The 25,110-nt window shown below is 43.0% G+C and carries 24 protein-coding genes; 21 read left to right on the top strand and 3 right to left on the bottom strand.

Annotated elements, in window-relative coordinates:
- The first annotated feature begins 5 nt into the window (after window positions 1-5).
- The 7 genes from uvrA (at window position 6) to NYE63_RS26915 (ending at window position 9,034) form a co-directional block, all read left to right on the top strand.
- The gene (gene uvrA, locus NYE63_RS26945) at window positions 6-2,885 is read left to right on the top strand and encodes an excinuclease ABC subunit UvrA (RefSeq protein ID WP_342603463.1); all 2,880 of its coding nucleotides are present in this window, start codon (window positions 6-8) and stop codon (window positions 2,883-2,885) included.
- A gap of 771 nt (window positions 2,886-3,656) precedes the next feature.
- A complete protein-coding gene (locus NYE63_RS26940; protein ID WP_342603462.1) occupies window positions 3,657-4,757 on the top strand; it encodes a DUF4097 domain-containing protein in 1,101 nt (366 codons plus the stop codon).
- A 357-nt stretch (window positions 4,758-5,114) separates the two neighbouring features.
- Window positions 5,115-6,050 (top strand): HPr(Ser) kinase/phosphatase, encoded by a 936-nt coding sequence (hprK, locus tag NYE63_RS26935; protein ID WP_063233940.1) that lies wholly within the window; start codon window positions 5,115-5,117, stop codon window positions 6,048-6,050.
- Window positions 6,051-6,076: 26 nt separating this feature from the next.
- Window positions 6,077-6,889, top strand: a complete 813-nt coding sequence (gene lgt / locus NYE63_RS26930; protein ID WP_342603461.1) for a prolipoprotein diacylglyceryl transferase — start codon at window positions 6,077-6,079, stop codon at window positions 6,887-6,889.
- 27 nt (window positions 6,890-6,916) lie between these two features.
- Entirely contained in the window at window positions 6,917-7,861 is a 945-nt protein-coding gene (locus NYE63_RS26925) for a nucleoside recognition domain-containing protein (protein WP_063233942.1), read from the top strand.
- Window positions 7,851-8,519, top strand: coding sequence for a pyrophosphatase PpaX (gene ppaX, locus NYE63_RS26920; protein WP_342603460.1), 669 nt, complete (start codon window positions 7,851-7,853; stop codon window positions 8,517-8,519). The genes NYE63_RS26925 and ppaX overlap by 11 nt, the downstream gene beginning before the upstream one ends.
- Window positions 8,516-9,034, top strand: a complete 519-nt coding sequence (locus NYE63_RS26915; RefSeq protein WP_063233944.1) for an acyltransferase — start codon at window positions 8,516-8,518, stop codon at window positions 9,032-9,034. Before ppaX ends, NYE63_RS26915 begins: the two co-directional genes overlap by 4 nt.
- A gap of 35 nt (window positions 9,035-9,069) precedes the next feature.
- On the opposite strand, the gene NYE63_RS26910 is transcribed toward NYE63_RS26915, so the two are convergent.
- The 3 genes from NYE63_RS26910 to NYE63_RS26900 form a co-directional block, all read right to left on the bottom strand.
- Window positions 9,070-9,213 (bottom strand): hypothetical protein, encoded by a 144-nt coding sequence (locus NYE63_RS26910; RefSeq protein ID WP_342603459.1) that lies wholly within the window; start codon window positions 9,211-9,213, stop codon window positions 9,070-9,072.
- Between the two features lie 70 nt (window positions 9,214-9,283).
- Window positions 9,284-9,922 carry a class D sortase gene (locus NYE63_RS26905; protein ID WP_342603458.1) on the bottom strand — a complete coding sequence of 213 codons (639 nt, stop codon included), beginning with the start codon at window positions 9,920-9,922 and terminating at the stop codon, window positions 9,284-9,286.
- Between the two features lies 1 nt (window position 9,923).
- On the bottom strand, window positions 9,924-10,982 hold the full coding sequence (locus NYE63_RS26900; protein ID WP_342603457.1) for a processed acidic surface protein: 1,059 nt from the start codon (window positions 10,980-10,982) through the stop codon (window positions 9,924-9,926).
- A 493-nt stretch (window positions 10,983-11,475) separates the two neighbouring features.
- On the opposite strand from NYE63_RS26900, the gene NYE63_RS26895 reads away from it, so the two are divergent.
- From NYE63_RS26895 to whiA, 14 genes are all read left to right on the top strand, one after another.
- Window positions 11,476-12,660 (top strand): ATP phosphoribosyltransferase regulatory subunit, encoded by a 1,185-nt coding sequence (locus NYE63_RS26895; RefSeq protein WP_342603456.1) that lies wholly within the window; start codon window positions 11,476-11,478, stop codon window positions 12,658-12,660.
- The gene (gene hisG / locus NYE63_RS26890; RefSeq protein WP_342603455.1) at window positions 12,653-13,282 is read left to right on the top strand and encodes an ATP phosphoribosyltransferase; all 630 of its coding nucleotides are present in this window, start codon (window positions 12,653-12,655) and stop codon (window positions 13,280-13,282) included. Before NYE63_RS26895 ends, hisG begins: the two co-directional genes overlap by 8 nt.
- A gap of 26 nt (window positions 13,283-13,308) precedes the next feature.
- Window positions 13,309-14,595 carry a histidinol dehydrogenase gene (hisD, locus tag NYE63_RS26885; RefSeq protein WP_342603454.1) on the top strand — a complete coding sequence of 429 codons (1,287 nt, stop codon included), beginning with the start codon at window positions 13,309-13,311 and terminating at the stop codon, window positions 14,593-14,595.
- 93 nt (window positions 14,596-14,688) lie between these two features.
- Window positions 14,689-15,276: an imidazoleglycerol-phosphate dehydratase HisB gene (gene hisB, locus NYE63_RS26880; RefSeq protein ID WP_342603453.1), complete on the top strand. Its 588-nt coding sequence runs from the start codon at window positions 14,689-14,691 to the stop codon at window positions 15,274-15,276.
- Window positions 15,277-15,909: an imidazole glycerol phosphate synthase subunit HisH gene (gene hisH, locus NYE63_RS26875; protein WP_342603452.1), complete on the top strand. Its 633-nt coding sequence runs from the start codon at window positions 15,277-15,279 to the stop codon at window positions 15,907-15,909.
- Window positions 15,906-16,640, top strand: a complete 735-nt coding sequence (gene hisA / locus NYE63_RS26870; RefSeq protein WP_144478118.1) for a 1-(5-phosphoribosyl)-5-[(5-phosphoribosylamino)methylideneamino]imidazole-4-carboxamide isomerase — start codon at window positions 15,906-15,908, stop codon at window positions 16,638-16,640. Before hisH ends, hisA begins: the two co-directional genes overlap by 4 nt.
- Complete coding sequence (gene hisF / locus NYE63_RS26865) at window positions 16,641-17,399, top strand: imidazole glycerol phosphate synthase subunit HisF (protein WP_063233953.1); 759 nt, start codon at window positions 16,641-16,643, stop codon at window positions 17,397-17,399.
- The gene (gene hisIE / locus NYE63_RS26860; protein WP_342603451.1) at window positions 17,396-18,052 is read left to right on the top strand and encodes a bifunctional phosphoribosyl-AMP cyclohydrolase/phosphoribosyl-ATP diphosphatase HisIE; all 657 of its coding nucleotides are present in this window, start codon (window positions 17,396-17,398) and stop codon (window positions 18,050-18,052) included. Before hisF ends, hisIE begins: the two co-directional genes overlap by 4 nt.
- A 526-nt stretch (window positions 18,053-18,578) precedes the next feature.
- On the top strand, window positions 18,579-20,081 hold the full coding sequence (locus tag NYE63_RS26855; protein WP_342603450.1) for a tetratricopeptide repeat protein: 1,503 nt from the start codon (window positions 18,579-18,581) through the stop codon (window positions 20,079-20,081).
- A gap of 103 nt (window positions 20,082-20,184) precedes the next feature.
- Entirely contained in the window at window positions 20,185-21,132 is a 948-nt protein-coding gene (gene trxB / locus NYE63_RS26850) for a thioredoxin-disulfide reductase (protein WP_063233956.1), read from the top strand.
- A 557-nt stretch (window positions 21,133-21,689) separates the two neighbouring features.
- On the top strand, window positions 21,690-22,148 hold the full coding sequence (locus tag NYE63_RS26845; protein ID WP_063233957.1) for an 8-oxo-dGTP diphosphatase: 459 nt from the start codon (window positions 21,690-21,692) through the stop codon (window positions 22,146-22,148).
- A gap of 45 nt (window positions 22,149-22,193) precedes the next feature.
- Window positions 22,194-23,108 (top strand): RNase adapter RapZ, encoded by a 915-nt coding sequence (gene rapZ, locus NYE63_RS26840; RefSeq protein WP_342603449.1) that lies wholly within the window; start codon window positions 22,194-22,196, stop codon window positions 23,106-23,108.
- The gene (locus NYE63_RS26835) at window positions 23,083-24,069 is read left to right on the top strand and encodes a YvcK family protein (RefSeq protein WP_342603448.1); all 987 of its coding nucleotides are present in this window, start codon (window positions 23,083-23,085) and stop codon (window positions 24,067-24,069) included. The genes rapZ and NYE63_RS26835 overlap by 26 nt, the downstream gene beginning before the upstream one ends.
- A gap of 67 nt (window positions 24,070-24,136) precedes the next feature.
- The gene (gene whiA / locus NYE63_RS26830; RefSeq protein ID WP_063574708.1) at window positions 24,137-25,090 is read left to right on the top strand and encodes a DNA-binding protein WhiA; all 954 of its coding nucleotides are present in this window, start codon (window positions 24,137-24,139) and stop codon (window positions 25,088-25,090) included.
- The last annotated feature ends 20 nt before the right edge of the window (window positions 25,091-25,110 follow it).

Here is a 25,110-nt window from a genome sequence, read left to right as displayed (position 1 = left end):
GAAACATGGCAATGGATAAAATTGTGATAAAAGGTGCCAGGGCCAACAATTTAAAGAATATTGATATCACGATACCGAGAGACAAACTTGTTGTGCTGACCGGATTATCGGGATCTGGAAAGTCTTCCTTGGCTTTTGATACGATTTATGCAGAAGGGCAAAGACGTTATGTAGAATCACTGTCCGCTTATGCCCGTCAATTCTTAGGCCAAGTGGATAAACCGGATGTCGATGCGATTGAAGGTTTGTCACCGGCCATTTCCATAGACCAGAAAACGACCAGTCGAAATCCTCGTTCAACCGTAGGGACTGTTACGGAGATCTATGATTATTTAAGGCTGTTATTTGCACGGGTTGGAAGACCGACCTGTCCGATCCATAATATTGAAATCACCTCACAAACGATTGAGCAAATGGTGGACCGCATTCTTGATTACCCTGAGCGAACCAAGCTTCAGGTATTGGCGCCGCTCGTCTCAGGAAGAAAAGGGACACATGCAAAAGTTTTGGAGGAAGTTAAGAAACAAGGATATGTCCGCATTCGTGTGAACGGGGAAATGCATGATCTCAGTGAGGAGATCACTCTCGAAAAAAATAAAAAACATTCGATTGAAGTCATCATAGACCGGATCGTCATTAAAGAGGGTATCATGGCTAGGCTTGCAGATTCATTGGAAAGTGCTTTGCAGCTTGGCGAAGGCAAAGTCATCATTGATGTCATGGGTGAGGAAGAGCTGCTGTTCAGTGAACATCATGCTTGTCCATACTGCGGATTTTCGATTGAAGAGTTAGAGCCGAGAATGTTTTCCTTCAATAGCCCGTTTGGGGCCTGCCCGGATTGTGATGGCTTGGGAGCGAGGCTTGAGGTGGACCGTGATCTGGTCATCCCGAATCAGGATTTAAGCCTCCGTCAACATGCGATTGCACCATGGGAGCCGACGAGTTCTCAATATTATCCGCAGCTCCTTGAAGCGGTAGCCAAACATTATGAGATAGATATGGATGTACCCGTTAAAGATTTACCGGAAGAGAAAATGGATAAGGTCTTGTTTGGTTCCGGTAAAGATAAGATATATTTCCGTTATAAAAATGATTTTGGAAGAGTGCAAGAAGGATATATTCCTTTTGAAGGAGTTTTAAGAAACATCGAAAGGCGCTTCAAGGAGACGAGTTCAGACTATATTCGTGAGCAAATGCAGAAATATATGTCTGAACATCACTGTCCAACCTGTAAGGGTCATCGATTGAAAAAAGAGAGTCTTTCCGTGCTCATTCAAGGGGTCCATATAAGTGAAACGACAGCTTTATCAGTGGAAGATGCGTTAGTATTTTTCGATGAGCTTGATTTGACTGAAAAGGAAGCTGCAATTGCGAAATTGATTTTACGTGAAATTCGTGAGCGGCTTGGTTTCCTGGCTAATGTAGGTTTGGAATATTTGACGTTGAGCAGGGCAGCGGGAACATTATCAGGCGGTGAAGCGCAGCGAATACGATTGGCGACGCAGATCGGTTCCCGATTGACGGGAGTCCTCTATATTTTGGATGAACCTTCAATAGGGCTGCATCAGAGGGATAACGATCGATTAATTGAAACATTGAAGAATATGCGCGAAATCGGGAACACCCTGATTGTTGTCGAGCACGATGAAGATACGATGATTGCTGCGGATTATTTGATCGATGTTGGTCCTGGAGCAGGAGCGCATGGAGGAGAAATCGTGGCCGCTGGTACTCCGGAAGAGGTCATGAATAATCCTAAATCCTTAACGGGCCAATATTTAGCAGGGAAGAAATTCATTCCATTGCCATTGGAACGCCGGAAAAATGATGGTCGTGTCATTGAGATAAAAGGTGCCAAGGAAAATAATTTGAAAAACGTTAATGTAAAATTCCCACTTGGGGTCTTTACAGCTGTTACAGGAGTCTCTGGGTCAGGGAAAAGTACATTAGTGAATGAGATTCTTCATAAATCATTGGCTCAAAAGCTGAATCGTGCAAAAGCCAGACCAGGCGATTTCCGTGAGATTAAGGGAATTGAGCATCTAGATAAAGTCATTGATATTGACCAATCACCAATCGGCAGAACCCCACGATCGAATCCAGCTACCTATACGGGTGTATTCGATGATGTTCGTGACGTATTTGCCTCGACTAATGAAGCGAAGATCCGCGGTTATAAAAAAGGAAGGTTCAGTTTCAATGTGAAGGGCGGCCGCTGTGAAGCATGCCGTGGTGATGGCATAATCAAGATTGAAATGCATTTTCTTCCAGATGTCTATGTCCCATGTGAAATCTGTCATGGGAAACGTTATAACCGGGAAACTCTTGAAGTGAAATATAAAGGGAAAAACATTTCCGACATTCTCGATATGACAGTCGAGGAAGGTGTTAGTTTCTTTGAAAATATCCCAAAAATCAAACGGAAGCTACAAACGATTTATGACGTTGGTTTGGGTTATATCAAGCTTGGACAGCCTGCTACCACTTTATCAGGCGGTGAAGCGCAAAGGGTGAAACTTGCTTCTGAATTGCATCGCCGTTCCACTGGGCGCTCCTTTTATATCTTGGATGAACCAACTACCGGACTTCATGTCCACGATATAGCCAGGCTGCTCCAGGTTCTGCAGCGGCTGGTTGAAAATGGGGATACAGTTTTGGTGATTGAGCATAATCTGGATGTCATCAAGACGGCGGACCATATTATTGACCTGGGACCTGAAGGCGGAGATAAGGGCGGTACGATCGTCACTTATGGAACACCTGAAAAAATATGTGAAGTTTCCGAATCGTATACGGGAAAATACTTAAAACCTGTACTTACCCGTGATCAAATTCGCATGGAAAATTGGATTGAAGAAAAAGAAACTGAGCATGAACATGCTTAAAAGAACAAGCCATCAGGCTTGTTCAGGTATTAGACAAAAAGGGTTTAGACGGTCATCCCGATCGGTGAAATAAAACAGGGTTATGAAACCATCGCAAGATTGAAGAAATTTGCGACACTCCTGCCGAATAACTGGCTAGCCAAGACCCCACAGGCGCTTGCGCCGAGGAGGCTTGGCAGACAGTCGGCGGAAAGGGAGCGGATTTCTGAAATCAATTGGAATGATTTTATAAAAAACTGTAGGCAAACTGGCTATTCTTAGAATCTGTCTACAATCGGAGGTTCGGAACGTCATCCCGAGCCATGATTTTAAGATAAGACTAGATTATTATCCTTAATGTTTTTTACTGTAATCCTTATTGGATTGAAGAAATTTGCGACACTCCTGCCGAATAACTGGCTAGCCAAGACCCCACAGGCGCTTGCGCCGAGGAGGCTTGGCAGACAGTCGGCGGAAAGGGAGCGGATTTCTGAAATCAATTGGAATGGTTTTTATAAAAAACTGTAGGCAAACTGGCTTTTCTTCAAGTTTATCTACAGTCTGGAACAAGCCATCAGGCTTGTTTTTTTGTAGAAAAATGACGGTGTGCATTTAATCAATCATTTGATTAAAGAATAGGAAAACAAGATATTTCCGGGGAAATCATACATCTTCCTTTTCGGAAATTGTCATTTCCCTTTGTCGAATGATGGGAAAAACGGTATTTATGAAACTTTTTAGATATCTAGGCGTATGTATGAATAAAATGATAGAAGAAAGCGAGGAATGTTCATGCAGGAGGAAAGAAAGAAGATTTTAGAAATGATTCAGGATGGAAAGTTATCTGCGGAAGAAGCCATGGGCCTATTGGAAGAATTAGATAAAGCCAGTCAGGAAAGTGAAGCTAAAGAGCAGAAATTGCAAAATGAATTATCGACGGTAGTTGTGGATAATAAAAGTGAAGGAAGCACTCAGGATACGTTTAAGAAGAATATCCAGTCATCGAAAGAAAAGATTATTGATTTCGTTGAAAGTGCTTTTAAGAAAATCAAAGAAACGGACCTTGATTTCAATTTCGGGAAATCTGTAGAGGTCAGTCATATTTTTCAGCATGATCATGATTTCCTGAATGAAGTTGATGTGGATATAGCAAATGGGAAAATAAAAATCGCCGCATGGGACCATAATGATGTCCGGGTTGAATGTGAAGCTAAGGTATACCGTGTGGAAGATATAGAAGAAGCCAGGAAGAACTTTTTGGAAGAAGTCGATTTCACGATTGAAAATGGAAAATTGAGGTTCAAGGTTCGTGAAAAATCCATAAAGGTTGATACGATCATGTACATTCCAAGGAGGGAATATGAGGATATCCATGTAAGGATGTTCAATGGCGCTATCACGACTGAATCATTGAAGTCAGAGAACCTTAAAGCAAAGACGGCGAATGGTGCCATTCATATCATGCAGGGTACGGGTGATTCATGTGAGCTTGAAACAGCTAACGGGATGATCACCATTTCGGATACTAACTTTAATGACTTGGAAGCCGAGACCCTGAATGGAGCAATTAATGCCGATGGATATTTCAAGAAATTGGATGTCCAAACTTTCAATGGGGAAATCATCTGTACGAATTCGGGGATGGATTGCGATTCGATCCATGCTAAGTCAATCACTGGAAAAGTCCTGCTGACCCTGCCACCAGGTAAGGCGATCGAAGGAGAGTTGAAATCAAATTTAGGAAGCTTTAATGTAACTTTGGAAGGGATGACCATCATCGAAGAGAAAAGTGATGTGGTTCAGAAGGTCCTTAAGTTTAAGACGGTTAAAGAAGAGGTTCCTGTACTTCATGTCTTTGCAGAAACCAAGACTGCAGCGATAACGGTATCCTGAAGAAAAAGAAAGTCCGCTGATATAACTGGTGGGCTAGACTGTAGGCAACTCGATGGAAATTGAGTTTGCCTACAGTTTTTTTATGGCTTGTACAATTTAGATGTTGATTTGTGCCCCCCCTTTGTCTGCAAGGTGAGCCCACCAATTTTTAGGATGAAACAAGCGAAAGGATTCTTAATTATTGTATGTTCCTCTCATCTCTTTCCTATTCACGGGGACCTTCCTACTGCCGTCATCCGGTTGGAGTGAATAAAAAAACAGTAAATCGATAATGCTTTGTTTGGTTATTAACAGAAAAATGCTAAAATAGAAAAAGTATCTCAAAAAATAGCATCACTCCAAAAGGAGGAAAGATATATGGCAAAAGTCCGTACAAAGGATATAGTAGAAGCGTTCGGTCTAGAACTTATCAGTGGGGAAGAAGGAATTAACCGACCAATCGTAACGAGTGATTTATCTCGTCCCGGACTTGAAATAGCCGGTTTTTTTGATTATTATCCCGCAGATCGAGTACAGCTTTTAGGTATGACGGAGATGTCCTTTTTTAATCGGTTGAATGAACCGGATCGAATACAGAGGATGGAAGAGTTATGCAGGGACTTTACTCCAGGCATCATCATCACGCGTGGTCAGGAAGTACCGATAGAATTGATCGAAGCTTCTGAGCGGGAATCCGTTCCTGTGATGAGATCTAGTATGAAGACAACAAGGTTATACAGCCGTCTGACCAATTTCCTTGAAAGCAGGTTGGCGCCAACCACTGCTGTTCATGGTGTATTGGTGGATATCTATGGGTTAGGGGTGTTGATCACCGGGAAAAGCGGAGTCGGTAAAAGTGAGACAGCCCTAGAATTAGTGAAACGGGGTCATCGTCTCGTAGCCGATGACTGCGTCGAAATCAGGCAGGAAGACCAAGATACGCTAGTCGGGAATGCCCCGGATTTAATCGAACATCTTCTTGAAATAAGAGGATTGGGAATCATTAATGTAATGACACTTTTTGGAGCTGGTGCAGTCCGGAGCAATAAAAAGATCTCAATCGTCATAAATTTGGAACTATGGGAAAAAAACAAGCAGTATGACCGGGTTGGTCTTGATGAAGAAAAAATGAAAATCATCGATACGGAAGTGACGAAAATTACAGTGCCTGTCCGTCCAGGCCGAAATTTAGCCGTTATCATTGAAGTGGCAGCTATGAATTACCGCCTGAAACGAATGGGAGTAAATGCTGCAGAACAGTTTTCAGATCGCTTGAACCATGCCATTGCAGATCCGGAACATGATGAATTTTAAAAGGTTATAGGAAAAGAGGGGACAAAATGGAACAAGGAATACAGCCGCTGAATCCAATAGCGATAGATCTAGGCCCCATCCAGGTACATTGGTATGGACTGATCATCGGTTTCGGTGTGTTATTGGGTCTTATTATCGCTTTAAGGGAATCTGAGCGAAGAGGTCTTGATAAGGAAATATTTACGGATATGATTTTGTTTGCTGTCCCAATCGCGATCATTAGTGCCCGTATTTATTATGTGATCTTCCAATGGGAGTACTATTCACAAAACCCAGGGGATATCATAAAAATATGGAATGGCGGAATTGCCATACATGGTGCGCTGATTGGATCGGTGCTGACTGCGATCGTCTTTGCCAAGGTCAAGAAAGTCTCATTCTGGAAGCTGGCGGATATTGCTGCACCAAGCTTATTGTTGGGGCAGGCGATTGGCCGGTGGGGTAATTTCATGAATCAGGAAGCGCATGGGGGAGAAATAACAAGGTCATTCCTGGAAAATATGCATTTGCCTGAATTCATCATTAATCAAATGTACATAAACGGTGCGTATTATCACCCAACCTTTTTGTATGAATCGATTTGGAATATCGTCGGTGTGATTATTCTCTTAAGTTTACGGAAGGTGAACTTGCGCAGGGGGGAACTATTTTTAACCTATGTATTATGGTATTCCATCGGCCGCTTTTACATTGAAGGATTGCGGACGGATAGTTTGATGCTGACGGAAACGCTGCGTATCGCACAAGTGATCTCGATTGTGTTGGTAGCTGTAGCCATTGCTTTAGTGGTCTATAGAAGGGTCCGCGGGCATGCAGACAAAAGATATTTAGATGCATAGGGAATATGTGTAAAGGGAGAGGGCATAGTGTTAGTGGATTCGATTAAAAAGGGACTTCTTTCAGGCTTGAATACAACTTGGTCTTTGGGAAAAGTGATATTCCCAGTCACTCTGATCGTCACTGTGCTTCAATATACGCCTGTCTTGCCATTCATCATTAACTTGATAGCGCCTTTGATGAATCTCATCGGTCTTCCAGGGGATGCGGCAATTCCGCTCGTGTTAGGGAATTTCCTGAATTTGTACGCAGCGATCGCAGGCATATTAACGCTGGATTTAACTGTGAAAGAAGTTTTTATTATCGCTATGATGCTATCTTTTTCACATAATTTATTGATCGAGTCAGGTGTGGCGATGAAAACCGGTGTCAAGCTATGGATCATCTTAACAGTGCGGATCGGGCTTGCGCTTTTATCCGCGGTCGTCATCAATCTTGTTTGGCAGGGCGGATCTGAAATGGCCCAAGGAGTGGCTATCGGGGAGGCTGCAGAGATTAACGGAGCGGGTGCAATCCTTTTACATGGGGTCATCCAGGCCCTTTCAGGAATCGGCCAGCTGGCGGTCATCGTTATTCCGCTCATGGTGGCGGTTCAAATCATGAAAGATTTAAAATGGCTGGAAGCCTTCTCGAAAGCCTTGGCTCCCTTCATGAAGGTCCTGGGGATGAAGCCGAATGCCTCAATGCCTTTCGTTACAGGCCTGACTCTCGGTTTGGCATATGGAGCAGGCGTAATGATTCAAGCGGCTAAAGAGGATAATGTTTCGAAGAAGGATATGACGATTGCATTCATCTTTTTAGTTGCCTGCCATGCTGTTGTAGAAGACACACTGATTTTTATTCCACTGGGGATTCCGGTCTTGCCGTTGTTACTTATTCGGGTACTCACTGCCATTGTTTTAACGATGGCCGTTGCGTATATATGGAATCGGACTGACAGGGTACAGAGAAAGGAAGCTGTATATGAACAGTAACATAACTACATTATTATTTGATCTTGATGGGACGTTGATCAATACAAATGAATTGATCATCGCCTCTTTTACAGAAACTTTAAACCACTTTTGTCCTGGAAAGTTCAATCGGGAAGATATCATTCCATTTATCGGACCGACTTTGGTCGATACTTTCTCTTCCATTGATCCAAAACGAGTGGAAGAAATGATCGCATACTATCGGGAGCATAATTGGAGGAACCATGATTTGCTTGTTACACAATTTGACGGAGTGTTCGAAACCGTTCAAACATTGAAGCAGAGCGGCTATAAATTGGCAGTCGTTACGACAAAGAAGCGTGATGTCGTCGAAAAGGGCCTGCGTTTAAGCAAACTTGATCAATTCTTTGAAGTGGTGGTCACGCTGGATGAGGTGGAAAAAGCAAAGCCGGACCCAGAGCCTTTGGTAAAAGCTTTAAATCAACTCGGTTCGGTTCCTGAAGAAGCAATCATGATTGGCGACAGTTATCATGATATTATGGGCGGGAAAAATACAGGTACAAAAACGGCAGGGGTCTCATGGTCCATTAAAGGCCGTGAATTCTTGGAAAGCTATCACCCTGATTATATGCTTGAGAAGATGGCAGATTTATTGAATATCGTTGAGGTTGATAAGCTCACGGAGGCAAGAAAATGAGACGCACGTCCCGCTATCCAGTTGAAGGGGCCAATTCACTATGGCATGTATATAAAACCGTACCATTCTGGAAAGTCGTAAAGAATTTTGTGGTGATACAGCTGGCGCGTTATACTCCATTTCTGGGTATGAAGAATTGGCTATACAGGACTTTTTTACATATGAAAGTCGGGAAGCATACTTCGTTTGCCTTGATGGTCATGCCGGATGTGATGTTTCCGGAAAAAATATCGGTTGGAATAAATACTGTCATTGGCTATAATACGACGATCCTTGCTCATGAATATTTGATTCATGAATATCGTTTAGGAGATGTAGTCATTGGTGATGAAGTATTGATTGGAGCGAATTCGACCATTCTTCCAGGACTTTCAATTGGTAATGGGGCGATTGTCTCTGCGGGGACGCTTGTCCACAAGGATGTTCCGGAGGGAGCTTTCGTCGGGGGGAATCCAATGAAAATCATATATACCAAAGAGGAAATGCTTGAGAGAGAGCAGCAAACTTCTTTATGAAAAAAGGACTTGCCCATATATGCGGCAGGTCCTTTTTAATGGCATTTTGGGTATAACGGAGTCAGTTCATTCTTTAGATGCCCTATCACTTCGTTGATTGATACATTTTCCTGGTTCACCGTCGCTTCATACGTTTCTTTTAAAATTCGAAAAAACCTTTCCTGTGCCTGTTTATCCATATTGAGGATGTCCTCCTATCTTCTATTAAAGATTTATGAAAATGGGGCTGAACAACTTCAGCCCCATATCTTATTTATCTATTTCCGATTTCAATAAATCGGCCACCAATACGTACCGTTCCGGTGCACTACCAATATATGAAAAAGGATAGCAGGTTGTTACTGTAAGTGTGGCCTTAGGCTTGGGAACGATCACGGTACGGTCATCTGCATCGACGATACGAACCTTCCTCACTTTATATGTAAACGAACCGGCTTCTGTCTTGGCAATCAGCAAGTCGCCCTCGCCGACTTCACCTAGATCTCTGAAAATTGTATCTCGGTGACCGGATAAAACGGAATTATCCTTTTCACCGGGGAGGACGGACCCCGCATAATGACCGACGCCCTTTTCGAGTTCATCTTCGTCTGTTCCGTGATAAATTGGGAGTGTTGCCTCGATTTTTGGAATATAAAGCTCACCCATCAAATCACCTGTCTCCGGTCGTTCTTCATATAGTTCAAGCCCAGCGGGAATATCTGCTTTCGTCTTCGGTTCGGGGAGCTTAGCCGTCACTTCCGTTGTGTCAGATTTCATTTTATATAGGGCATAGCCTTTTAACAGCGTATAGGCATTTGTCGTTGTAAAATAAAAACCTAAGGTTAAAAAGCAAACAGCAGTGATAAGTAACCACTTTTTCTTATGCCTGAATTGCCTATTATTGCTCATCTTAATTAGTGAGTCTCGCTTTTCTAATTAATCCGAAAGCGATACCCATCAACACTAAACCGATTAAAGCACCGAATAAGTAATTACCAGCCGTTTTAGGAAGCACTCCGCCTTTTTCCGTTTTATGTTCAGGTTTTGCGGGTTTCTTCTTTTCTTTTTTTACCTCAACCACTTTAGAAATGACCTCAGTGGACTGTTTAATGTCATTACCGGTTTCTTTCACTAAATCGGAACCGATCATTTCACCTGTTAATGTGAAATCGAGCAAAAAATTGCCGTTTAAATCATAAATGGAAACTAGTAAACTAGCATTCTTCAATTCCTTAAGCTGGAATAAAGCCTCAAGGGATAGGTTTGTCGTGACACCATCCTGAATTAAGGCGAATTTGAATTGAATTTGCAGCAAGCTTTGAAGATCTTTATATATAGAAAGCAACTCAGCCACTTGTTCTGCTGACAATTCATCAATTGTTTCAAAATACTCGAGTTGATCCATCCTATCGGAGATCGCCATTAAACGATCTTCAAAAGAAGGGTCTTCGACGATAGGTAAAAGATGGTTCATGAATCTGTCTAGCTCTTCGTCTGTAAGGCCGATCTCAGTAAAGAGACCATCCATTAAATCGATGAGCTCTTCATCATCATATTCCATCTCTTCCTCATCATAGCCCATTTCTAAATCGATGATATCCTCAATGTCGTAAATGAAATGGAAGGTATCGATGATGGAATCTCCTTCTTCCAGTTCGCCGTATTCTATTAATAATTCCGTAAGTTCAGCTTCTGTCATTTCATATTCTTTAAGTAGATTCTGTAAGGTCTCAGGAGTGACGGTTTGTCCTAATGTATCACGCAACTCTTCTATCGATTCCAGTTCATTCAATGTTAAGTCGTAATAGGATAAATACTCTTCCAATTCTTCTTGCGTCATTCTAACTTCAGAAAGGTATGCATTAAGCTCATCCTGGTTGATCTTAGTTGCCGCAAAACCCTTCGTTCCGCTTAAACCCAGTGAAAAAAGAACGATAAGTGCCACAAAAAATGAAAAATATTTCTTCATTTCCATTTCCTCCTAAAATTTAATAATGTTACCAAACTCCTAAACATTATAAAACAGCTAAACCAAAAGGTATACATTAATCACGAAAAACGGCTAAAGATAGGAAGGATTATCCGGGGAATATGGTATAACTCCTTCCGATAGGACTTAAACCGATCATGAAGAATATCCATGACCACCGTGGTATTGAAGTAATGGGGCTAGGCATATTTTCCTTGACGTAAGGGAGGGGCAGGGGTAAACTATTAATAACTTCAACCTGCTACCATATTAGCGAACTAAAGTGATTTAATAGATTATTTTGAGTATTTATATGATTATGTCATTTAATTTGGTACTATTTTTATTATATGTTATCCGAAATTTGGATTTAAGCGTGAAACCTTGGAAAGATAAAGGGATAAACAAAATAAGGAATGGTGCATCGGTTTTTGCCTATAGGCGGACCGATTAGATATAGATAGTAATCAATATTTCAAAAGGATGTGCAGTCGTGACAAAGCCATTTATGTTTGAAAAACCGTTAGGCATGAGAGATACATTGCCGGTGCTGTATGAAACGAAAGTGTCGGCCAGAAATAAAATGAGTGATGAAATCAAGAAGTGGGGCTATCAATTTATTGAAACGCCTGCTTTGGAATATTATGAAACAATTGGCGAGGCTTCAGCAATATTGGATCAACAGTTGTTTAAACTTCTTGATTCCCAGGGGCATACGCTAGTACTCCGTCCAGAGATGACAGCCCCCATTGCACGGGTCGCAGCATCCAAACTGTTAAAACAGCAAATTCCGCTTCGATTGGCCTATTCCGCGAATGTATACCGGGCACAGCAGCGTGAAGGAGGCAGGCCGGCAGAATTCGAACAGATTGGTATTGAGTGTATCGGAAATAAGTCTATAAGTGCCGATGCTGAAATGATTGCCCTGCTTGCGGATGCTTTAAAGGCTGCCGGGCTTAAGGAGTTTAAGATTTCCATTGGACATATTGGATTTCTGCAAGAATTTTTCTTAAGCATTCTAGGTACGGAGGAAAGAGCCTCTATATTAAGGAAGTTTTTGTATGAAAAGAATTATGTTGGTTATCGTGAGCATGTTAAATCACTGCCGCTTTCATCCATTGATAAACAACGGCTTATAGAATTTACCTCATTAAGAGGCAGTGAAGGAACCTTGGAAAAGGCGCTAGGGTTGGTTGAAAATAATAAGGGGCAAGATTCTTTGGCTGAACTGAAGGAATTGTCTGCGCAGCTGAAAGAATTTGGCGTTGAACAATATGTGAGCTTCGACTTAACATTGGTCAGTCATATGAGTTATTACACGGGAACTTTATTTGAAGTGTATGCCGGACAAGTTGGTTCGCCAATCGGCAATGGCGGCCGGTATGATAATCTGCTTGATAAGTTCGGCTGGAATGCTTCGGCCACAGGTTTTGCAATCCGGGTGGATCGTCTTGCAGAAGCTCTTGGGGAGCCGATCCAGCCTGTCGCACCAGAATGTATTTTATTCAGTCCTGAACGGAGATTGGAAGCAATTGAATTTGCAAGAATGAAACGCTCCGAAGGGAAATCGGTAACGATTCAAGATATTACAGTCGTCCAAAATGTCGATGCTTTTACACGGACATTTTCTGACGTTCATTTATTCGTAGGGAATGGGGGGAATGGAAAAGATGAATAATAGCTTTTTAACGATTGCGATGCCGAAAGGGAGAATATTTGAAGAAGCGGCAGAGCTATTAAGAAAGGCCGATTTTCGTCTCCCTCCCGAGTTTGATGATTCCCGGAAATTGATCCTTGAAGTGGAAGAGGAGAATCTGCGGTTCATTTTAGCTAAACCGATGGATGTTGTAACTTATGTGGAACACGGCGTCGCTGACATTGGAATTGCAGGGAAGGATGTCATGTTAGAAGAAGAACGTGATGTCTATGAGTTACTTGACTTGAAAATCAGTGCCTGCTATTTAGCTGTAGCTGGACTGCCGGGTACGAAAATAAGTGACATCGCTCCCAAAATAGCCAGTAAATATCCGAATGTTGCCTCCAGTTATTTTCGTGAGCAGGGGGAGCAAGTCGAGATTATAAAGTTGAATGGGTCTATTGAGTTAGCACCGTTAATTGGTTTAGCTGAACGTATCGTCGATATCGTTTCAACGGGGCGGACATTGAAGGAAAACGGTCTTGTGGAATATGCAAAAATCGCCAATGTGACTTCGAGGCTGGTGGCAAACCCTGTCAGCTATCGAATTAAAGAAGCAAGGATTACCGAAATCGTGGAACGGCTAGCAGAAATTATTGAATAGTAAAGAATCGCTAATGAGGTGAAGGTATGAAAATAGAACGGTTTGCTGAAAGGATTTCACTGAAACGCTCGGTTGAAGCAGGTACTGCCGATCAAAGAAAAGCGGTTCAGGATATTATTTATGATGTCAGGAAAAGCGGAAACGCCGCTTTACATACCTATACCGAACGTTTCGATGGTGTCAGCCCAGGGGAATTACTTGTATCGGAACAGGAAATGGAAGAAGCGACAGCGGCCTTAACTGCTGAGCAGCTTGATATTATTCAAGAAGCTGCGAATAATATCCGGATGTTTCACGAGAAACAAATTCGGAATTCATGGTTTACGACTGATGATACGGGAACGATGCTAGGACAAAAATTGACACCTCTTGATGCTGTAGGTATTTATGTACCTGGAGGCACAGCGGCATATCCTTCGTCAGTATTGATGAATGCGTTGCCTGCGAAGGCCGCTGGGGTGGAACGGATCGTTATGGTTTCTCCTCCAGGGAAAGATGGGAAATTATCGCCAGCGGTATTGGCAGCTGCCAAAATTGCCGGAGTTAAGGAAATCTATAAAGTTGGCGGGGCTCAGGCCATAGCTGCTCTCGCTTATGGGACGGAAACAATTAAGAACGTGGATAAAATAGTGGGTCCAGGAAATATATATGTGGCGTTAGCGAAGCGCGAAGTATTCGGAGATGTAGCCATTGATATGATAGCAGGTCCAAGTGAAATAGCGATATTGGCGGACGAATCAGCCGTAGCTGCAGAAGTTGCGGCAGACTTACTATCACAGGCGGAGCATGATGCCCGGGCTTGCAGTGTTTTGGTTACGACGTCAACGTCTCTTGCAGAAGAAGTGGCAGCAGAAGTGACCAAGCAGGTGGCGTTGCTTCCACGCCATGATATTGCTGCAGCATCCATAAGGGATTATGGAAGAATCGTTGTATGCGGGAATATGGCAGAAGCTGTTGAAGCGATTAATGAACTTGCACCGGAACATTTGGAAATTGTGGCCAAAGATGCACTTGAAATCATGGCTAAAATCCGCCATGCCGGGGCAATCTTCATTGGCCGCTATAGTTCAGAGCCCGTCGGGGATTACTTTGCAGGTCCCAATCATGTGTTGCCTACCAATGGAACCGCCCGTTTTTCCAGCCCGCTGAATGTGGATGATTTCCAAAAGAAATCGAGCATCATCATGTATAGTGAAACGGCCTTCCGCAAAAATGCAGAAAAAATCGCAGCATTTGCCCGAATGGAAGGACTTGAGGCTCACGCCCGTGCCATTGAATCACGTGGTGTGAATGAATCCGGGAAAAAGTCCTGAATTATTAAATAAGTGAAATCACTGATATAAAGACTTTTGACATGCTTTTACATCTTGGGAAAAGGGGTCTTACCCCGTTGAGGAGGAGTTGTAATGGAACGTTTTGCTAGTGTGGAGCGAAAGACGAATGAAACAGAAATTAGTTTGAAGTTTGGTGTGGATGGGGAAGGTTATTCCTCCATTAAGACGGGCGTTCCGTTTATGACGCATATGCTGGATTTATTCACGAAACACGGGAAGTTTGATTTGACAGTAGTTGCAAATGGGGATACAGACGTGGATGATCACCATACAACTGAAGATATTGGCATTTGCTTGGGGCAGACGTTATTGGAGGCCCTTGGAGACAAGCGCGGGATAAAGCGTTACGGAAATGCTTTCGTACCTATGGATGAAGCGCTCGCCCAGGTTGTCATCGATTTAAGCAATCGTCCGCATCTAGAGTTCCGCGCCGAGTTTCCTTCGCAAAAGGTCGGTACTTTCGATACAGAACTGGTGCACGAGTTTCTTTGGAAATTCGCTCTTGAAGCCAGGATGAACCTGCATGTAGTCGTTCATTACGGTCACAACACACATCATATGATTGAAGCAATATTCAAAGCGCTTGGACGTGCATTGGATGAAGCTACGACAATCGATCCACGTGTCAAAGGCATCCCTTCGACGAAAGGAATGTTGTAAATGATCGGGATCGTCGATTATGGCATGGGGAATTTATTTTCTGTAAGTAAAGGGCTTGAGCGCCTTGGTGCCGATTCATTCATTTCCGATGACCCAAATGAACTTTCAAAGTCGAAAGGGATCATACTTCCCGGCGTTGGCTCTTTCAGGGATGCCATGAGTCTCTTGGAAAAACAAAAGCTGGATGAATTCTTGAAGGAATATGTAGCCGATGGAGGTTATCTATTAGGCATCTGCCTTGGTATGCAGCTTCTCTTTGATGAAAGTGAGGAAAATGGACCAGCAAAAGGATTATCCCTCATCCCAGGTAAAGTCGTTCGTTTTAAAGGAGTGGATGCGAATGACCAGGTTTATAAAGTGCCGCACATGGGCTGGAATCGTCTTGAATTTAAACAAGCGTCACCAGTGAATGAGGGGCTGGAAGAGGAACATGTTTATTTCGTCCATTCTTACTACGTCGATACGGATGAATCATTCGTAACCGCTTCGGCGACTTATGATGTGGAAGTGCCGGCGATCGTCGGTAAAGGGAATGTATTCGGCATGCAGTTCCATCCGGAAAAAAGCGGGAAGATGGGCATGTCACTCTTAAGAAATTATCTGTCATTAGTAGAAGGGAAGGAAGAAGCATGAGCAACTTTACTATTTACCCGGCGATTGATATGCGTGGAGGCAAATGTGTCCGCTTAATCCAGGGAGATTACAATCAGGAAACCGTTTATGGCGATTCCCCCTTCGATATGGCTAAAAGCTTTGCGGACCAAGGAGCCGATTGGATACATATGGTCGACCTTGACGGAGCTAAAGAGGGAGTACGCATCAATGATTCATACGTAATTAAAGCTGCAAGTGAGTTAGGGGCCCGCATTCAAATCGGCGGCGGCATCCGTACGGAACGGGATATAGCCCATTACTTGGATAATGGAGTGGAACGTGTCATTCTAGGCAGCACGGCCGTTTCAGACCCTGATTTCACTAAAGATATGATCAGGAAATATGGAAGCCATATCGCAATCGGGATCGATGCGAAGGATGGCAGGGTTGCCACTCATGGTTGGCTTCAAACGTCTGGAACCCTTGCGATAGATCTTGGTAAATTACTGGCCGATGCTGGTGCAGAGACCTTTATCGTGACTGATATCGCGACGGATGGCATGCTTTCAGGTCCGAATGTGAAAGGTATATTGGCCATGGCGGAGGCAACTGGTAAAAACGTGATTGCTTCGGGGGGCATTAGTTCACTGGAGGACCTTATCACCCTCAAGGAGTATGAAGCCCAAGGCATTGCAGGGGCAATCATTGGCAAGGCACTGTATACCAATCGTTTCACTGTAGAAGAAGCACTAGAAAAGGTGCGTGGTTAAATGCTCACTAAACGAATTATTCCATGTCTCGATGTAAAGGATGGGCGCGTAGTCAAAGGCATCCAATTTGTTTCCCTTAGGGATGCTGGGGATCCTGTCGAACTTGCAGCCTTTTACGACCAAGAAGGTGCCGATGAGCTTGTCTTCCTGGATATTTCCGCCTCACATGAAGGCAGGGAAACGATCGTCGACGTCGTTCAAGCGGTAGCTGGCAGCTTGGCAATCCCGTTCACGGTGGGCGGCGGCATTAATTCATTGGCGGATATGAAGAAGATCTTACGAGCCGGTGCCGATAAGGTATCCTTAAATACAGCAGCCATTCTGCGCCCTGATTTAATTAATGAAGGTGCTGATTATTTTGGTTCCCAATGTATCGTGGTCGCCATAGACGCCCGATATGATGAAGAGCTTGGTTCATGGCGTGTATATACCCACGGCGGTCGGAAACCGACTGAATGGGATGTGATCGAGTGGGCGAAGGAAGCCGTAATCCGCGGTGCAGGTGAAATTTTATTGACAAGCATGGATTGTGACGGCGAGAAACAAGGGTTTAATATCGCTTTGACAAAAGCGGTATCTGAAGCCGTTTCAGTGCCGGTCATCGCCTCAGGCGGGGCAGGTAACGCTGAGCATTTCCAGGAAGCCTTCCAAGAAGGTAAAGCCGACGCAGCATTAGCCGCATCGATTTTTCATTATAAAGAAACATCCGTCAAAGAAGTCAAAGCGTTTCTCAAACAACAAGGAGTGGTTGTACGATGAATCTTGAAACTATTAAATACGACGAAAAAGGTCTGATACCGGCAATTATTCAAGATGCAGGAACCGGTGAAGTGCTGACACTTGCTTATATGAACCGAGACTCACTGCAATTGTCGATTGAAAAAGGTGAAACGGTTTTCTTCAGCCGTTCGCGCAATGAATTATGGCATAAAGGAGCAACCAGCGGCAATACCCAGAAAATCATCGAAATGAAGTATGATTGTGACCAAGATGCATTGGTCGTTCGGGTCGTTCCAGCAGGTCCTGCGTGCCATACAGGGGCAACAAGCTGTTTTAGCGAAACGATTTACCAAAACAGTGAAGCTGGACAAGACGTGAAGGCGAATGTGACTTTCTTGACGGAATTGGAAAGATTGATTGAAAAAAGAAAATCGGAGATGCCTGAAGGTTCATATACTACCTACCTATTCGATAAGGGCGTTGATAAGATCCTGAAAAAAGTCGGTGAAGAAGCGGCAGAAGTGATCATTGCTGCCAAGAACCGTGATGCAGAGGAACTTTCGATGGAAAGTGCCGATCTACTCTATCACTTATTCGTTCTTCTTCAGGAGCAGGACCTGCCTTTCCAAGCAGTGCTTGATGTATTGAAGGCTAGACATGCCGATAAGGACGAACCGAAAGAAACCGAATGAATGTTGATTGCCCTCCTTCAGTAGGAGGGCTCAGACTGAAGACAAACTCGATGAAAATCAATTTTGTCTTCAGTTTTTTATGGCTTGTACAATTTGGATGTTGATTTCCACTCCAGGCACTCGCTTTCCGCGGGCGGTCCGCCCTCGGCTTACGGCGGGGTCTCCCCTATACGCGCTTTTCCCGCAGGAGTCTCGCACCTTCCTCACTAATCAACTTTTTCTGAAAAATTTTGGTAGAAACCATACCTGAGATTTGAAGGTGTTGCTTTGTTCGGGAACATCATTGATGAAAGAGATATTTTCCAACCCCTTTTGTCTACTAACTGTGCCCTCCATCAATCGGAGGGCTTTTTTGTGTTTTTACAACTATGAGCGCAATCTTGACTTCTCATTTGACTAGGAATATACTTCAATTTTTCTTAAAGAAGCAGGGTAATTCTCATTTTCCATTTTCTTGAATTATTCGGCAAATTTACACCAATATGTTATAATACTATGGTTAATCAACTTGTAGATGGAGGATTACATGAGTAAAGACTCTAAATTTGGCCAACAGGCAAAAATTCTAACCTTTCACCCAACAGGTGAGTATTATTTCACCAAGGGTTTAAAAGCTTATCATAGACGAGAATTACCTAAATCAAAAAAATACCTGGAACGTGCGCTTGAACTTGAACCTGCTGAACCGATGATAGCCTGTCAATTGGCAATCACTTGCTCGGAAATCGGTGAATATAATTATTCAAACAATCTTTTGGAAAACATCTTGGATGTGATGGATCCCTATATGTCGGAATGTCATTACTTCCTGGCGAATAATTATGCCCACTTAGGCATGTTCAAGGAGGCTTATCGTCACGCCAGTGCTTATCTTGATAAAGAAGAAGATGGGGAGTTCTGCGATGACGCAGAGGATCTGCTTGAACTGATAACTTTTGAGTCGGATGAGTCAGAAGAAAATCCCTTTAAGCATGATGGGCTCATTACCAAACAGGAACAAGCCCGTGAGTACCTTGAATCAGGCAATTTCCCGAAAGCGATCGAAGTGTTGAAAGAAACGATTGCCGAGTACGAGGATTACTGGTCCGCTTATAATAACCTGGCACTTGCCTATTTCTATCTTGGTCAAGTAAATGAAGCTTTTGAAACACTTGATGAGGTACTGGAAAAAAGTCCGGGAAACCTGCATGCGCTTTGTAACCTTGTTGTTTTTCATCATTATCAACAGGATGAAGCAAAGGTTGAAGAGCTCATACAGATGCTGGAGAAAATTCGGCCGATGCTATCCGAACATCGTTTCAAGCTTGGAGCGACCTTCGCTTTGATCGGAAACTATGCTTCTGCATATAAATGGCTGAAAGTACTCCAAAAGCAAGGGTTCGAGGGAGATGGAACCTTCTACTATTGGCTTACCATTTCCGCTTACCACTTAGGCCATGAACAAGCTGCCAAAAAGGCATGGAAAAAGGTCGTGGAAATGAACCCGGAAAAGGAAGGCATGGAGCCTTGGGGAGATATGAATGAAACTTCAGATGGTTTTGAACATCATTTTCCTTCTATAATAAAAAGGCTGGAAAGTGAATTCATCGAAGAAAGGCTGTTTGCCATTTTTCTTCTGAAACATTCGGTTCATAAACAGAAGCTATTGAAAAATCAGGTCCTCAACCTAAATCAGAATTTCACTGATTTGGAACGTGATTATGCCGAACTTGTTCAAGTTCCTGCTAAAGATCGTCAATTAACACCGATTGATTTTGCCGATCGCACAGCTGAGTTATTATATCAGCATTTCCAACCGATACAATTAAACGAAGCTGGGCTCTATTTAATGTGGTTTTCCGTCTTTATCGAAGCGGTAAAATCCGAGCAGAAGTTAAATAATCCAGCAGGCTGGGCATCTGCGGTGGAGTACGTGTGGAATCAGCTTAAAAATGAGAAGGCGAGCAAACAGGCAATCGCAGACAAACATTTCATATCGGTGTCCACCTTAACGAAGTACGTAAAGTTGGTTCAAAACTTACTGGAATGAGCAGATATTTGGACGAAAAATTATTTGTTATATAGGATAATAGGTAGGGAACACTAACCGTAGTGAAGGTTCCATTTGTAATGGAATATGGAGGAGTGAAAACATGTCTGAAAAAATTTATGACGTTGTTATTATTGGAGCTGGTCCTGCAGGGATGACGGCGGCTGTCTATACATCACGTGCGAACCTTTCAACATTGATGTTAGAACGCGGAGTACCGGGCGGGCAAATGGCCAATACTGAGGAAGTTGAAAATTATCCTGGATTCGACACTATACTCGGACCTGAACTTTCAACGAAAATGTTTGACCATGCAAAGAAATTCGGTGCGGAGTATGCCTATGGGGATGTTAAGGAAATCATTGACGGTGAAGAGTACAAAACGATCAAAGCCGGTTCAAAGGAATTCAAAGCACGTTCAATCATCATTTCATCTGGTGCCGAATACAAGAAAATCGGCGTTCCTGGCGAAAAAGAATTGGGCGGCCGCGGTGTATCGTATTGTGCAGTTTGTGATGGTGCATTCTTCAAGCAAAAAGAACTGTTCGTTATCGGCGGCGGAGACTCTGCTGTTGAAGAGGGTGTGTACTTAACCCGCTTTGCTTCAAAAGTGACGATCGTTCACAGACGTGACGAACTTCGTGCTCAAAAGATTCTTCAAGATCGTGCATTTGCCAATGAGAAAATTAACTTCATCTGGAATCATACTTTGAAGGAAATCAATGAAAAAGGCGGCAAAGTCGGCGGTGTCACTCTAGTTTCCACTGAAAACGGAGAAGAGACAGTGATGGACGCAGACGGTGTATTCATTTATATCGGAATGCTTCCGCTAACTAAACCATTTGAGAACTTGGGTATTTTGAATTCCACAGGCTATATTGAAACGAATGATCAGATGGAAACACGCGTCCCTGGTATTTTTGCTGCTGGTGACGTTCGTGAAAAAACATTGCGCCAAATCGTTACAGCTACAGGCGATGGTAGCATTGCCGCTCAATCTGCTCAGCATTTTGTTGAGGAACTTCAAGAAAAATTACAGCCAAAGGCTTGATTTCATAAGATTATACAATCGTAATTCCGTTTTAACGATGTTGTAACACGTGTGAAATAATGATTGGGTATAGTATGGGTAGAAGTTGACCCCCTTTAATTATAAACGTTTAAGGACACAGATTAAGTTTCTGTGTCTTTTTTTTGTTTTCCTGCTTTGAGACTATATCTTTAGTTCCAATTTTTAGGATGTTTTCAAATGGTTTTTAATGTGAAGTAAGCCATCCCTGTGCATTTAGGCAGCGAAAGTGGAGAAGAATAGGTGATAAGCAGGATAAAGGTATACCTCCGTGATTCCTTGCGAATGAATATTCCCCCAATGCAGGAAGTTTACTTTATTGTTAGCTCATTTCAAAAATAGTATAATGATAAGATATACTAAACATATATATAACTTTCATAATGGTAAGAAGATGAAAAATACAACTTGTTTGAACTATTAGCATTTGTAAATCGCCAAATGGATATCTAGCGGCGGTTTAAGGATATGAACTGAATCTCTTCAACACGGGGGGTGAAGGTTTCTATAGTCGAGCAGAGCCAATTGAGGTGAAGAACGTGCAACGTGTCACAAACTGTGTATTGATCAAAGATAATCAAATCCTCTTATTGAAAAAGCCTAGACGCGGATGGTGGGTAGCTCCAGGTGGCAAGATGGAGCCTGGGGAATCTGTACGCGATGCTTGCATTAGGGAATATCGCGAAGAAACGGGCGTTTATTTGAAAAACCCTTCCATCAAAGGTATTTTCACCTTCATTATGAAGGACGGAGATAAGGTTTTGTCAGAATGGATGATGTTCACTTTCTTTGCAACGGATTCCGATGGTGTAAATGTGGATGTTTGTGAAGAAGGAGAACTTAGCTGGCATCCGGTTGAAGATGTTAAAAAGCTGATGATGGCTGAAGGTGATTTTCACATCCTGGACTATATGGTTCATGGAAGTGGGATCATCTATGGTACCTTTACCTATACGCCTGAGTTTAAGCTACTTTCTTACCGATTGGATCCAGGTTAATTTTCATATATAAAAAAGATTGCTATACATGGGGGCGGAGAAACTATGAGTACAGGGCAGATGAGTGAAACGCAATTGGTCATCATTACCGGAATGTCCGGAGCAGGTAAGACAGTGGCGGTTCAAAGTTTTGAAGACCTCGGCTTTTTTTGCGTCGATAATTTGCCGCCCACGCTATTGCCAAAGTTTTTGGAGTTAATGAAGGACTCCGGGAATAAGATGAATAAAGTGGCTCTTGTCATGGATTTGAGGGGAAGGGAGTTTTTTGATTCCTTATTTCTTGCACTGGATAATTTGACGGATACAACTGCAGTATCACCAAGAATCCTTTTTCTTGAAGCTGATGATGAATCCTTGGTCCGCAGATATAAGGAAACGCGAAGGACCCATCCACTTGCTCCATTAGGCCGGCCATTGGAAGGCATTAAAATGGAACGGGAACTTTTGGACGAATTGAAGGGAAGGGCTCAGTTGATCTTTAATACTTCCCAACTGAAACCGCGCGAATTGAGGGAGAAAATCGCTTCGGAATTTTCTGCCGATAAAAGTGTAGGTTTTACAGTCAATGTCATGTCCTTCGGGTTCAAGCATGGCCTGCCCATAGATGCCGACCTTGTGTTTGATGTGCGTTTCCTGCCAAATCCATATTATATTGACCATATGAGGCCAAGGACTGGCTTGGAACAGGAAGTGTCGAGTTACGTTTTAAAATGGAGTGAGACGCAAAAGTTCTTGGAAAAAGTGACAGATCTGCTTGCCTTCATGCTTCCATATTATAAACGTGAAGGAAAAGCACAGCTTGTTGTTGCGATAGGGTGTACAGGCGGGCAGCACCGATCTGTAGCATTGACGGAGTATATTTCAAACCACTTCAAAAAGGATTACAGGGTTCAAGTATCACATCGCGATATCGATAAAAGTAAGGGGAAAGCAGATGTTAGTAAAAAAGAAACAACCTAAGGTTGTGATCATTGGAGGGGGAACCGGCCTTCCCGTTTTGTTGAGAGGGTTAAAGAAGCATCCGGTGGATATAACGGCAATCGTAACGGTAGCTGATGATGGTGGAAGTTCAGGCCGCCTTCGCGAGGATATGGATATTCCCGCTCCGGGTGATATTCGTAACGTGCTGGCTGCGTTATCGGATGTAGAGCCCCTTGTTGAACAAATGTTTCAACATCGCTTTCAGAGTAAAAATGAGTTGTCCGGGCATTCGCTGGGGAATTTGATACTGGCGGCAATGACCTCGTTGACCGGGGATTTCGTCCATGCGATCCAGGAAATGAGTAAATTTCTTAATGTCCGCGGTAAAGTGCTTCCGGCTGCCAATCAAAGTGTGGTTCTCCATGCGGAGATGGATGACGGAACGATTGTTACAGGAGAATCCAAGATCCCCTTCTCAGGAAAGAAAATAAAAAAAGTATTTCTGTCTCCTCATCATATAAAGCCGCTTAGTGAAACTCTCCAGGAAATCAAGCAGGCTGATCTTATTGTCATAGGTCCAGGAAGCCTATATACTAGCATTCTGCCTAACTTACTTGTCCCTGGTTTAGGAGAAGAGGTTGGCCGTTCCAAGGCTAAGAAGGTGTACATTTGCAATTTGATGACACAAGCCGGCGAGACGCTGGATTATAGTGCGAGCGATCATATAAAAGCGATATATGACCATATGGGAAATGCATATATTGACAGGATACTTGTTAATAATGAGGAAATACCAACCGAGATTCAGCAACGCTATCAAGCTGAATATGCCAAACCGGTCATGTATGATGTGGAAAGTTTAAAACGTATGGGGCTTGAAATCATACAGGAACGCATTTTTAGCTATGAAGGGAATGTAATACGCCATGACACAAAAAAAGTGGCGGATTTGCTTTATAATATGCTTGTAAATGAAACAAAAAGCCACATAGTTCCGTAGATATAAGCGGGGACGGTTTTTTGATTGATAAAAATAGATTACCTGCGTTCGATTGGGGGTGAAATGGATGTCTTTTGCTTCAGAAACGAAAAAAGAGCTTACTACATTAGAGGGAAAGGATTGCTGCGGTAAAGCGGAATTGTGTGCGCTTATCCGGATGAACGGATCCCTTTCATTTTCTAATCGGAAGCTTGTTGTGGATATTCAAACTGAGAATGCTGCGATTGCCAGAAGGATTTATACGCTGCTGAAAAAAAGTTATGAGGTCCAGGTCGAGCTGTTGGTCCGTAAAAAGATGAAGCTTAAAAAGAATAATGTGTATATTGTCAGGATGTCATCCGGAGGGCAGCGGGTTTTAACCGATTTGGAAATTTTAGGAGATGGCTTTGAAATTCTCCATGAAATATCCGATACCATTGTAGGGAAGAAATGCTGTAAGCGTTCATACCTAAGAGGTGCATTTCTTGCGGGGGGGTCGGTAAATAATCCGGAAACGTCTTCCTATCACCTTGAGATTTTCTCACTTTATAAAGAGCACAATGATGCCCTTTGTGAGCTAATGAATAAGTTTGGCTTGAAGGCCAAGACGCTTGAACGCAAGAAAGGGTACATCATTTATTTGAAAGAAGCCGAAAAGATTGCCGAGTTTTTAAGTATAGTTGGTGCCCATTCAGCTTTATTAAGGTTCGAGGATGTACGGATTGTCCGTGATATGCGTAATTCAGTGAATCGGCTTGTGAATTGTGAAACAGCCAATTTGAACAAAACGATCGGGGCCTCATTGCGCCAGGTTGAAAATATCCATTATATCGAGGATACGGTGGGACTGAGCATTTTACCGGATAAGCTTCGGGAAATTGCGGAGCTTAGGATAGCGTTTCAGGATATAACCTTAAAGGAACTTGGGGAAATGGTATCCGGGGGAACCATCAGTAAGTCCGGGATTAATCACCGATTACGAAAGATTGATGAAATAGCTGACAGGCTCCGTGGGGGAGAGGCTATTGCTGCGAAAAAATAAAGCTAACAGGGGAGATCAAG

It is taken from the genome of Peribacillus sp. FSL E2-0159, from assembly GCF_038643155.1.
Classification (GTDB): Bacteria; Bacillota; Bacilli; order Bacillales; family DSM-1321; genus Peribacillus; species Peribacillus simplex.
Note: the sequence above shows the minus strand (reverse complement) of the source record. Positions and strands in the feature narration are given on the sequence as shown.